Annotated in this window: 8 protein-coding genes; 2 read left to right on the top strand and 6 right to left on the bottom strand. The window is 59.1% G+C overall.

Features of this window, described 5'->3' with window-relative positions; genetic code table 11:
- Positions 1 to 42: 42 nt before the first annotated feature.
- From tssB to K7B09_RS07070, 6 genes are all read right to left on the bottom strand, one after another.
- The gene (gene tssB / locus K7B09_RS07095; protein ID WP_223628263.1) at positions 43 to 555 is read right to left on the bottom strand and encodes a type VI secretion system contractile sheath small subunit; all 513 of its coding nucleotides are present in this window, start codon (positions 553 to 555) and stop codon (positions 43 to 45) included.
- Positions 556 to 746: 191 nt separating this feature from the next.
- Positions 747 to 1,823 (bottom strand): type VI secretion system protein TssA, encoded by a 1,077-nt coding sequence (gene tssA / locus K7B09_RS07090; protein WP_223628260.1) that lies wholly within the window; start codon positions 1,821 to 1,823, stop codon positions 747 to 749.
- Between the two features lie 18 nt (positions 1,824 to 1,841).
- Positions 1,842 to 5,450 carry a type VI secretion protein IcmF/TssM N-terminal domain-containing protein gene (locus tag K7B09_RS07085; protein WP_223628256.1) on the bottom strand — a complete coding sequence of 1,203 codons (3,609 nt, stop codon included), beginning with the start codon at positions 5,448 to 5,450 and terminating at the stop codon, positions 1,842 to 1,844.
- The gene (locus K7B09_RS07080; RefSeq protein ID WP_223628253.1) at positions 5,447 to 6,862 is read right to left on the bottom strand and encodes a DotU family type IV/VI secretion system protein; all 1,416 of its coding nucleotides are present in this window, start codon (positions 6,860 to 6,862) and stop codon (positions 5,447 to 5,449) included. Before K7B09_RS07080 ends, K7B09_RS07085 begins: the two co-directional genes overlap by 4 nt.
- Before the next feature lie 3 nt (positions 6,863 to 6,865).
- Positions 6,866 to 8,284, bottom strand: coding sequence for a type VI secretion system baseplate subunit TssK (gene tssK, locus K7B09_RS07075; RefSeq protein ID WP_223628251.1), 1,419 nt, complete (start codon positions 8,282 to 8,284; stop codon positions 6,866 to 6,868).
- Between the two features lie 86 nt (positions 8,285 to 8,370).
- Complete coding sequence (locus tag K7B09_RS07070; protein ID WP_223628248.1) at positions 8,371 to 9,570, bottom strand: TraB/GumN family protein; 1,200 nt, start codon at positions 9,568 to 9,570, stop codon at positions 8,371 to 8,373.
- Between the two features lie 196 nt (positions 9,571 to 9,766).
- Here K7B09_RS07070 and K7B09_RS07065 point away from each other — a divergent pair, with 196 nt between their 5' ends.
- Both K7B09_RS07065 and K7B09_RS07060 read left to right on the top strand, forming a co-directional pair.
- On the top strand, positions 9,767 to 10,498 hold the full coding sequence (locus tag K7B09_RS07065; protein ID WP_223628246.1) for a LuxR C-terminal-related transcriptional regulator: 732 nt from the start codon (positions 9,767 to 9,769) through the stop codon (positions 10,496 to 10,498).
- Positions 10,499 to 10,616: 118 nt separating this feature from the next.
- Positions 10,617 to 12,464: an MltA domain-containing protein gene (locus K7B09_RS07060; RefSeq protein ID WP_223628244.1), complete on the top strand. Its 1,848-nt coding sequence runs from the start codon at positions 10,617 to 10,619 to the stop codon at positions 12,462 to 12,464.
- Positions 12,465 to 12,474: the final 10 nt, after the last annotated feature.

Raw genomic sequence — 12,474 nt, 5'->3', positions numbered from 1 at the left:
AGTTCAGGCGAAGTGCCAGTGGTTCGTCCACGCAGGCTCGAATCACTCTTCGGACTTGGGCCCGACTTCCTTGCTCAGCTGGGCGATCTTGTCGGTATTGGCGAGTACGTCATTGAGCAAATCTTCGAATTTGTCATTGCCTGCTGCTTTGTTACGCAGATCTGCCAGCTTCTGGCGCGCCTCCAGCAACTTGCGCAATGGCTCGATTTGATTGGCCACGCGCTCCGGCGAGAAATCTTCCAAGCTGCGGAAGTTCAACTCCACACCCAGCTTCGAGCCATCACCAGCAAGCTTGTTTTCCACTTGCATTTGCGCACGCGGCTTCATGCCCTTCATTGCATCGTCAAAATTGTCTTTATCGACGTTGACGAACTTGCGATCCTTCAACTTCGCCAGTGGCTCGGCAGGCTGGCCGCTGAAATTACCCACCACTCCCGCCACGAACGGTAGTTCCTTTTTCTCGATCGCATCCCCCACTTCAACGTCATAGGTGAGCTGTACGCGCGGGGCGCGGACGCGATCAAGTTTGTGCTGGGTACTTTCCTTCTTGGCCATTTGAATCCCCGTACGCGTTGTGGGTTGCTGAGTGGGTTGACGTTAGTTGCGCCTGCCGGATTGGCGAAGCGCTCCAGAACATTCAATGAGTCTAGGAAGCAGGCGCTGACGAAACATCCATCGGACGGCCAGACTTGGGCATATGCCGTTCGGCGTGCCCACACTTGTGGGTGCCTGGCGGGGGGGATGATTCAGCTTGGCGGCAGGCCCACGCGCTCACGGATCGACGACAACGTGGTGTCATCCCGCACCACTTCGGCCAACCATTGCTCCAAAGGCATATTGGCCCAGGCCACTGCGCGCTCCAGCAAATAGGCCACCGGGCTGTGCGGCTCGGTACGCCGGAAATAACCGGCGATATCGCCCAGCGCACGCAACGCAGACTCCTTGGAGGCAAGATTGACCGAGCCAAGATTCAACGCAGCGCCACTACCGCCGCTTGCCATCAATGCGGGCGCTACTGCGCCATCTGTTGCTGCCGCGTCATCCTCCGCCGTGACGCCGACCATGCCCTTGGCAGTGGCAAGCCGGGAATAGATGGTTTGGATTTTCTTCAGCGCATCGTCAATCGCTGCAAGACTGGGCGCTTCCCGTCCGAGCCTGGAATCGGACATTGCGCTGAAGCGAGCAAACGCGTCGCGAGCAGCTTGCGCTTGATCCATGCGCTCGCGCACCACCGCGTCAGGTGTTGCAAGCATGCGACTGTCATAGGCGTCCCCACTGATGCGACCGCTATCCAGCGCAGTCTGATAAGCCTCTGCGTTCTGCCGCCCCATATTGTCCACTTCACGCGAATCAATCCATTTGGCGAGGGTCAACGCACCCTGCGGATCATCATTGAGCATCATCGTCTGCAACGCACGACTACCCCAACTGGCAAACCACGCCAACTTGCCAGCGCGCTCCTCCAGATCACCGTCATCGGCACGGGGGTGCAGGCCTTCCCAGTAGGTATCCAGCAACCCGGTGAGCAGGTCGAAACTATCTTTGGCGCCCTCCAGGCCATACCGTGAAATCACGGCTTCGCCCAACCACACCGCAGCCTGCAGGTCTTTGCTGGTACGTTGCAAAATATCCTCGGATAGCTTTTGCGCTTCGCGCCAATCCGCCACTTTCAGCTCGGTCTGCCAGTCGCCCTGGGTCAGATTGGGGTCGTCCGCACGCCGTGCCTCGCGGATACGATCAAACTGGTCAGAAAAGCTGGCATCACTGCCAGCAGGATCGCTACCCGGAATGGGAGCTAGTAGTTCGTTGACATCGATGGCCATAAAGTCTCCACAACAGGCTTATTCAAGGATTTCACTTGGCACTTCGGCATGCGCCGTGCTGGCGCCCAGGTACCGTTTCATTTCGTCCGACAAATCCACCTTCAGGAACACCCGCACCCCACGGAACCCGGCGGCATCAAGCTTGGGACGCAGTTGCGTCCATTGCGCCGGGCTGTAGCTATCACGGAAATCCTCAACACCAAACGCATGCGCGCCATTGGCGAAATCCTTGATCAGTGCAGCAAAACCATCGACCCCAGCATAAGTCCGCACCAGGCTCAGCTCGGGTACTGCGGCAATCGGTGCTGCCGGCTGCATCTGACTGGTGGCAGGATCGAACTCCTGCACCGGGGCAGCCTCGGGTTGCTTCGGCGCCGGGGCCGCCACGCTGATGCGAATCCGCGCCTGCATGCAGCTGGACGGGGACCAGAACACCTGTGCAGTGGCCTCTGCCAATGACGCGCCTGCCGAACTTGCGCGATACACGCGTTCGCGGCACTCGACTTCCAGCACCGTGCCCTCGGCCCCTTCATCCAACGCCCCCAATTGACTGGGCTGGGTCAGAGTGAAACTGCCGGCTTGGAACGGTGCCACATCTCCTAACACTGGCTGAAATTTGCGCTCGGCAGCCACCATGCCCTGATAGGCAGCACTCAGCGGGATAGCCACGCCATCCACCTTGACCGGCAGACGTTCTTTTTCAGTGATGAAGGGCTTTAGCCAATCGTTGACGAAGGCCGACAACTTCCCTTGCGGCCCATACAGCGCATCCACTTGTTGCTCAGGCGGTAATGTCGAAAGCGGTTTGACCACACTTTCGCGCCAGCGCTGCTGCACATAGGTTCCGGCTTTGTGCACCGTTAAAAACAACAATAATTTGGATGGCCCCTGCACTATCGACCATGCGGCAAGATCATCGCCTTTGAAGCTTGTTGCGTATTTTTCGGCGGGTTTGTCCACCGCATCAATCAATTTGGTGTAGTCACTGGCTGGCGGTTTGTCAGCCTTGCCTTTGCTGGTAAACAGATCGGAAGCCAGTTGATAGACATCCTCACCCGAACCTTCGGCCTGCAGACGCAAATAGGCACGTGCGTAGTCGGCATCCTGTCGATTCAAGACCACCGCTTGGCTATCGTGCATGGCGAGCAACCACACAGGTGGGGTTACCTTCTCACCACCAAACCGGAACGAATCGGCAATGAACCGCCCAAACGGCCGCCATGACGACAGCCATTTTGATTTCATCTGCGCCCAGGTGGCAGCCCAGCGCGACGCAAGCGGCCAGTCAAACGGCAACTCGTACAGATTGCGCTGGGCTGCGACGAAAAAACGGGCATACGGGTTATCCGCGCCACCGGCACGTGCCAGCAGCTCCTCATACCGGCCACGCCACAGCGTGATGCCATCACCGAAGCGTGCCTGGAATTTCTCCCACTGCGTGAAATAATCTTGGAAATAGGCATTGCGCAAGTCATCAATCCGCGAAGCACGCTCTGGCGCTTGCTTGCGCAAGGTCGCCAACATGGGTTCTATCGCGCCTTCCCAAGTGTCACGCGTATAGGCACTTGAAATAGTGGCAAGCTGCCCGGTTTCGGTCCCCACGACAGCACCTTGCGGCAACCAGAAACTGCCCAGATCCATGCCAACGCCGCGTGCATCAGCCCATTGTTTCAGGTCAGCGGCACGTGGCGTGTAATTGGCAAGCAAGCGTGTCAACAAGCCTTCGAGACGGGCATGTTCGGCTTCACGTATGTTTTTTTTTTGCCACCTCAGGTAACCCAGATAGGTGGCAAACAGGGCATCGGCATTATTGCGATCTCGCCGCGTATCGTTGTCGGCACTGACGAAGGGAGCGAACAATCGCGAGCGGGCATCGAAGCTGACGTTGTTCTTCAATTCGCGATTACGACATACCGGATTGCTGCTATCGCAGTCTTCCAGCAGCCGCAGGCGTTGGGTGATCGCCAGCACATGCTCGATACCAGCACGCCGCTGGTCGATGTCGGTTGCCAGCATCTGATCCTCGGGGGCAAGGATCAAATTGGCGAAGTCATCGACCACACGCTGCCGCAACTTGGCGATATCCGAATCCGCACGGCGAATACCGAAACTGAGCATCGTATCGCCCTGCGCGGCTTCCAGCTCCTCGATGGTGCGGCCACAACTGGCCACCCACTCGATGCGTCCAGTCGACGTGCTATGCGCAACTTCAGAGCAGGCACTGCGGGTCTGTTGCAACAACGCGGCATCATCACGATGTGCCGACTTCAAGCCATAGGCAAACGAGGCCGACAGACCCAGCATCGCCAACACCCCCGCACCCGCAATCGCCATGCGCCCGGCATTGCCACGGAAGCTGGTTCCGGCCAATGGCTGGTCACTGGGCAAAAAGCGGGTGAACAAGTCGGCAACAAACGCCCCGCTACGATGCGCCGCATCGGCGGCACCGGCAAAGTACAAGCCACGCCAGCGCGGCGTGCGTTGGAACGGGTTGTCCTCCAGCATCAAGCTGACAAACATGGCCAACCCAGGGCGTGCTTGCCGCAGCGATTCGATGAAGTCAAATACCGCACGCCGCTGTTGCGGACCATGCTGCGCACGCAAGGCCGTCATCCGCAGGGCATGCAGGCGATCTTCGATCGGCTGAATCACCTCGTCGATGCGCCGGCTGGCGGCGGCATTGGTATTTTCGCTTTCAGTAAAGCGATGCCCCAAGGCCTGCGCGAAGGCTTCATCCGGCAAGGTAGCGCGCATTTGCGCATAGCCGGGCAGGCGCTCCAGGCCACTGACCACGAAGTACACCGGCATCTGCACCTGCAGATGCTCCATTGCTTCATCGACAAGTCGACGCAGGCGCGTGGCGGTCTCCTTCAGTGCATCGGCAGGCCCCAGCAAGCTCTGCACGGACACCGCAACCACAAGTCCGTTGAGCGGCAACTTTTCGCGCTCATCGGCCAGCTTCATCAAGCCCTGGTACCACAAGCCACGATCCAATCGCGCGCTGGAGTCACACACCACACGCGGGTGCATTTCAATCGCGATCATCGATTTGTGAAACCACCAGCGCCAGACATCATCGGCGTCCATGGCTGGTTTGTCGGATGCGGGGAATGGTGACACTTCGCTACCGGCACGCAGCAATCCATCGACATTGGCGCTGCCATCTCCGATAAACAGGAACCACGGGATGCGATACAACGGGGTGCGCCCCTGCGCCATCTCAGGTGCGCGGGCAATGGTGCGTTTGGCCTCAGTAATGGCGGCCGTCATGCGTGCGACGGGGGCCCGCTCTTCCTCGTCATTGGCAGGCCCCAAGTCACCAATACGCTTGCGTGTACGCCCTTTCAGCGAAGCCTTGCGCTGGCCAGCCATGAACCACCACAGCACCACCGCCACCACCACGCACAAGCCCAATACTTGCCAGAAACGCATTGGCAATTGCGGCAACACGGCCAAGGCAAGAAACACCAAGCCGACCACAATCGCCAATAACACCAAAGTCACCACGATGCGACGCAGCCAAGGCTTCTTGGCCGTATCCGACCCCTGTTGGTACAAGTAGGCAATACGCGTGAAGATGCTGCCGATATTCGAGAACAGCGTTTCAATCATGCTCAGCGGGCTCATTGCGCGGCCTCCGGTTGCGGCGCTGCGGCCTCGGGTGCTGAGCAGGCGGTCAGTGCAGCCTGCTTTTTGGCGGGATCGGTTTCGGGTTCGGTTTGCATGAACAAATGTGCGGCCAGCAACTGGGCATTGCCACGGTTGGCCTCCAACATCTGTCGCAGCTTCGGCAGATAGTCCTTGGCATCAAACTGGACCTCTGGCAGAGCTTCTTGATAGAGCGGTTTCGGTGACGAAATCACCGTGATCAGCTCCTGCCCGAACGGCGCACAGACTGTCCACGTCTTACTGGGGGTGGCCCCAACTTCAAACTGCTCCAGCGCCTTCAACAGCCGACCGCTATTGGGTTCACCCGTATTGGGGTAGATGTGCGCCACTGCGCCATTGACGGTGTAGTAATCGACATACAGGTAACCGTCGTAATTGGGCTGCTGCAATTTCACGATCACGTTTTCACCTTCGATGAAGCGATCGGAATGCCCGGTACTCGGTGTGATCGCCAAATGCTGGCCACTATCATCGTTACGCGCCTTGAACGGCTCCAGCAGCTTCACCACCTCGCAATGCGGCCAGATACGCAATTGCAATTGCGCATCCACCGACTTCACACCCTCAATCGCGGCGATCTGTTGCCGAGCCGTCGACATATCATCCGGGCGCGACACATAGCCGCTGAGTTTGACGGTGCCTTTGTCTTCATCCACCGTGGCCTTGATGTCCGCACACTCGAATTTGGCCACCACCTGCTGTACCGGCACGGTGATTGACGGCTTGGGCGCGGCCAACAAGATATAAATCAGGTAGACCACTGGAATCAGCAGGGCCAACAATGCACCAATCGCCAACAGCGCGCGATCCCATTGCCGCGGCAATTTGGGGCCGGACGGATCGGTCACGCCATAGGGCTGCGGGGTAATTTTCTCTTCGCGCAGCGTATGGATGGGTGCAGGGGCAATTGGCAGTTGCCGACCGTGCAATTCCTTGAGTTTGCCGAGCTCGCCGGTATCGCCATTTTCGTAGTAATACTGACCCACGAATCCGCATAACAGCGCGTGGTAATAGACTTCGCGCACCTCATCCTGATCCTGTTTGAGGATCGACAGGTGGGTAAAAAACTCGTTCCCGGCATTGTTGGTGGTGAACATCGATACTTGCAGCGGTGTGGCCCCGCTGGTCAGCCAGGCTGGATTGCGCGCCATGATTTCGTCAATCCAAGCCACCACCGCAAACGCGGCATCATCAGCCTGTTCCGGGCGCTTGCCATCGGCCAGTGCAGCGGACTTCGCACGCTCGATCAACTCACGCGCACGGGTCGCTACCGATATCGCCGTATCGCTGGCCTGATTGGCGCTGACCTTTTCATCCAACGCCAAGCCAAAGGTGAAAACCGGTGAAAAATGCTGGAGCAGTCTGGCCATGGCTTACTCCTGGCCCGCGACCGGGAACAGCTTGATGACGGTGGAATCCGGTGGCAGATCCGAGAACACCGCAATGTTGCGGCCGTTTTTGATCATCTGCCAGAACGGATGCGTGGTGTCGACCAGGAAATACGTGGTGTTGGGGCTCTTCTGCGGCAGCTCTTCGGGCGGCACTGGCAGCAGATTGATTTTCAACCCGAACAACGCCGCCGACAGCAGGCGTGGCATTTCGTCCATCGATGCGATCTTGCCGGTACGCGATAGTCGTGCGAACAAATCAGCCCCCTTCTGCTCGGATTCAAACGCCAGATAGAAGCGGGTCTTGTCGCTCTCAAACAGGTTCACTGGCAAATCGGCGCGATAGAAGCGGCCGTCGTACGCTAGCGTGATGCCGACCTCGGCCCCCACAGTCAGCGCCTTGATCAGAACCTCGGCGCGGTCAAACCCAATCCGGAAGCAGCGCCGCAAATCGTCGTGATCGTAATCTGGCAGCTCGGTGTCACGCGGATTGCCCGCCATCTCGCCGAAATAGCCGATGTCTTCGGAAAATACCGAAAACTCCGCTACCAATTGCCGCAAATCCTGATACATCGCGTAGGCAGATACCGTGTTCAGCCGTGCATGCTCCTGGAACATCGGGATGAAGCGGGCAAAGGTCTGCATCATCAGGACGCGCATCACCTCTTGCGCCGAGGTGGATGCGGCACGAATTCCGCGCTGACGCTTGATTGCAGCAAAATCCTGCCCACGCGACACCAGCAGGTCCCGCAGTGCGCGCGTCCAACGCGCCAAATTGCTTGCCGCTAAAATCGCGGTGGCGGGTGGAATGTAGTCGTTCGAAAGCTTGTATTTGCCTGGCCCGGCGGGCATCAGTTCGGCGATTTTGTAGCTATCGGAACCACGCACGATGGCTTCGGCATTTTCATCCGCGCCGGTGATCAGATTGGCTTGATACAGCAGAAAATCCACTGCTGCCTCTGGCGCCTGCGGGTCGTGTGGGTCAGCAAGATTATCGGTCGCCAAAGTGTGACGCGCGGTAAGCCGCTCCGATTCACGCTGCGACAGTCCCTGCAATGTACGCTCGGCGTTGAAGACCAAAAACAGCGGGATCGGGTCGCTGCTATTGACCCGGATATCAGCAATATTGCGTTGCGGCACGCGGGTGTTGCCGCCGGCGGTGTCCAGGCTGCCACCGCGCAAGCGCTCACCACTTCGGGTGACCAGTGTGAACTGCTCGACATCGACCATGCCACTGGCCAGGGCGTCCTCACGGATACGCAACGACTCAAAGCCCCACGGAAACGGTGTTACTCGCAAATGCAACGCGTGCCGGCACGCCTGCGCCCACGCATCTTGTGCCTGCAAATGTTGCGGGCTCAGGAATGCACCCTGCCCCCAATGCACCTGCCTGTCTCCGCTCATGCCAAAAGCCATGCCATTGATCCTTTACTTTTGCAAACCAACATTCAACAACACATGCACCCAACTGACATTACGTAATTCATGCATCAAAACGGTACGGCTTCTACCGTATAACCATCCCGACGTAGCCGTGCGACCAAGCCATCGGCACCAACCAGGTGAATGGCACCTACTGCCACGAAACTGGGCGCATCCTGAAACACCGTCTCCAGCGGCCCAATCCAGCGCGCGTTGCGATCTTCCAGCAAGCAAATGCGTGACCGTTGCTCAATGGCACGTGCCGAATCACTGAGCCCGTCCATCCGGTCAACACTTGCCAACCATGCATCCAAATTGCGACTGTGGTAGTAGGCCATCGCCTCAGCCGACTCAATCCGCAATATCCACGACTTCTGCAGGCGTTCATTCAGTACCGCGGCATGTTCAGCCGCCGGCACGCAATCCAACGCCTGCAACTGTTGTTCCAGTGTTTCCAGATGCACCAGATGCTTGCCTGCTGCACCTGCTACCTGTTGCAAGCGTGCATCCATGCTGGTCTCCCCGGCACTTTCACCGCGTGCCTCCAGCAGCGCCAACACCGCCCACGGCTTCATTCGCTGCAAGTCCTGCGGCCGCACTGCGGGTAACAGGGCCTGCGCCTTCAGCATGGCATCCTTGCCGATCATCCCTCCCAATGGGGTTGCCGCGGGCAGCCAGCGATAGGCATCGAATTCCGGCTTCCAGGCTGAATTCACATCGGCCTCGTTGACGAAGTTGTCTGTCGCATCGATCAACTTGCCCAACACGTCGTAGTCGATGGCTTGCTCTTGCGGTGTTCCAAAATGGATGGTCCCCAACACATAGCTGGCACCCACCGGCGCAACCGCTGCAGGCACCACGGGTGCTGCGGGTTTGTTGCCAGCGTCCGTTGCCACGGGCTCCGCAGGCAACGGCACCGATGGCGGCGGGGTGACTTTGAACAGCACACCGCGATCACGCATCGCCTGCGCCATGCTGGGTACAGGCTGCGCCACCGGCGCAGTCGCTGGCTCAACCACTGGTGCAGTCATGGTTACCGGCGACGCTGCCTCTATGGCGACAGCAGGTACGTCTTGTGCTGGTCGCAATTGCTCGGTGGCAGCCTCACTGGCCGCATGTGCAGAGATGCCACGGGTCTGTGGCAGCGGCACCGATGCTGTCTGCGCGTGTGCTCCCACCAACACACCACTCAACAACAGAGCCAATGCACAGCCTCCCAACCCGCGGGCAGGCAGCAACACGACATATTTTGCAGGGTCAGCAGGCATTGGGATGATTGCAGCAAGACTCGCGGCACCTGACATGGCGCGCACCTTGAGCATTCTTCGGTGTGCATGTGGTTTGCAACCATATGTCGTTGGGCCTATCCCATAGGAACGGCACAAGCTGCTTGCCCTGCACTCCCTGTGCCGACTATCGTGCAAAGTGCTGGCGGGCGTCTGCAGCGCCTCCTGCAGCTAGGTTATGGAACGCGTCCCCACTGGACGCAGCCTGTTGGGGATTTGCGTGAAAGTACTGTTGGCAGACGACCATCGCCTGATCATCGAAGGTGTGAAACTCAAACTGGCCGAACTCGACCCGGCTGTCGAAACTGTGGTCGCCATGAATCTCGAGGAACTGGAAAGCCTCATCCAGACCCACGGCGATAGCTTGGATCTGGCCCTGATCGATATCACCATGCCCGGTACACATGGGCACGAACATGTTGCAAAGTTGCGCAGCGCAGTCCCCAAACTACCGGTCATCGTGCTGTCGGGATTGGAAGATGTGGAGTTGATGCGCGCGCTGATGGACCTGGGCGTGCTGGGCTTCATCCCCAAGGCCTATTCGCCGGATGTGATGTTGTCGGCAATCCGGTTGGTCTTGGCCGGTGGCGTGTATATCCCTCCGCTTTTACTATCCAATGCACAGGCACAAGGCTGGCACCCCGGCGACACGCGTGCGCTCTCCAGTCATCCAGCCAGTGCTGTAAGTGGCCCCTCGCATTCGATTGACGGCCTGCGAAAATTACTGACCGAACGGCAGATCGACGTGATGCGCCTGCTTTCACAAGGCAAGCCCAACAAGCTGATTGCGCGTGACCTTGGGATTAGCGAAGGCACGGTCAAAATCCATCTGGCGGCCATCTTTCGCGCCTTGAACGTGCGCAATCGAGTTGAAGCAGTCGTGGCATCCCGCAAGTTGCAAGGACTATAGCCACCCGGGCGCATGGACTCGCCTGCGGCCATAGTGCATCTGCCGTATTGTCCGCATCAAAGGGACGGCGCAGTCTGGCGCTAACCGGCACGGCCATCTTGGCTGTGGAGAATGGCTCATGACGCGCAGCAAATCCACCCCGCACCACTTCTCTCTGTTTGCACGCTTGCGCAGCCCCGTGCTGATGCTTGGCATCGCAATCAGCACGATTGCTGCAGCGCAAAGCGCGCAAGACGTGCCCCCACAAATACCCGCCAATCCCGATTTAGGGCCGGCATTCTCCACCCGTAATGCGGCCTATGTCCCGATCTTGCTGGATGAAATCCCGGGCTGGGAGGATGAGAGCCTAGGCGACATGTACTCCAATTTCAGTACCAACTGCAAAGCGATGAAGCGGCGCAGTGCGTGGGCTCCGCTGTGTGCAAAGCTGGCGCGATTGCCACGTGAAGACGCCGCAATGCGCCAATTCATGCACGACGAGTTCTATGCCTACCAGATGCTGACACCCACGCGCAGCGCCACCGGCAAGTTGACTGGCTATTTCGAGCCGATGATCTCCGGGTCATTGACCCAACAGGGTGCCTATCGCTATCCGATCTACGGCATCCCCAGCGACATGTACATGATTGATTCGCGCACCGTGGCCGGCCAGCAAACCCGCTGGCTGAAAGCCGATCAGGGGCAATTGAGTGGCGCAGAGACCGGCGAAGCCGGCGCGCGCGAATACCGCATTGACCTGGCTGGTGGTGCACCCAACCCGCGCGACAAACGCTACCGCGTGCGCATTGATGGCAGCACCATTCGCCCCTACTACACCCGTCAGCAGATCGATGCCAGCGGGATCAACGCACCGGTACTGGCTTGGGTGGCCGATCCGTACAAGCTGTATTCGATGCAAATTCAAGGCTCGGGCAAAATCCAACTCAAGGATGGCGGCTTGATTCGCTTGGCCTACGCCGAACAAAACGGCCACCCGTTCATGCCCAATGCCACTCGCGGCGATACCGATGCGATGTTGCTGGCGATCAAGGCGCGCGGGCTGGATGAACCCTTGGAAATCGACATTCCCGGCGGCACCCGTGGCATGAAAAAGCCCGGTGGCAATAGTGCGGTGGATGCCGAAGTGGCGCGTATCGTGGCTGCGCTGCAAGGCGGTGGCACCGCATCAGCCGGCAACACCCCGGTTGCGCATGCCAAGCCCCGCCCACAAGGCAAGTCCAAGTTATCCCGCCCAGTGACGCACATCGCCTCGAGTGGGCAGAGCGGCGGACAGGGGAAAGTGGATTCCAGCTCCGTGGAGGCCATGATCCAGCTGCTGCTGACTGCACCCGTGGCCAATGAAAATTACAGTGCAGCCGACGATGCCAGTGCCGTTGCCGATGCATTGAGCGCCCCGAAACCCGCAACCTCCAAATCATCGGCAGCCACCGGCAGCGACAAATCCGCACCACGTATAGACATGTCGCAATACGAGGGTGTTGCGGGCGCCAAAGCCGCTGGCCAGGCGGTGGGTAGTGGCGTGGCGGTACCCAGTACCGGTATTCCCGACCCAAGTTATGTCTTCTTCCGTCGCATCGGTGATGGCCCGGAAGGCCCGATTGGTGCGCTAGGCGTGCCCCTGAGTGCTGGCCGGTCGATGGCGGTGGATCCGCGCGCAACGCCGTTGGGTGCACCCGTATTCATCTCCGGCACCCAGCCGGGCAGCAGTGCGCCGATGCGGCGCTTGATGTTCGCGCAGGATACTGGCGGCGCGATCCGCGGTAGCGTGCGTGGCGACTTCTTCTGGGGCTTTGGCGATAAGGCCGGCAAGATGGCATTGGCGACCAACCAACCCGTGCAAATGTGGCTGTTGCTGCCAAAATCGGTTGCGGGCAGTGCGGCCGCCAGTGGCATCAAGACCCGTGGTGCACCGATGGGCCTGCGTGATTGTGCCGTTCCTGATGATGAGTTGTGCGTCGAGGAATAACCCGATGACG

Origin of the sequence: Thermomonas beijingensis (assembly GCF_020034655.1) — a bacterium.
Lineage (GTDB): Bacteria > Pseudomonadota > Gammaproteobacteria > Xanthomonadales > Xanthomonadaceae > Thermomonas > Thermomonas beijingensis.
The sequence above is the reverse complement of the archived record's forward strand: the minus strand, read 5'-3'. Positions and strand labels throughout refer to the sequence as shown.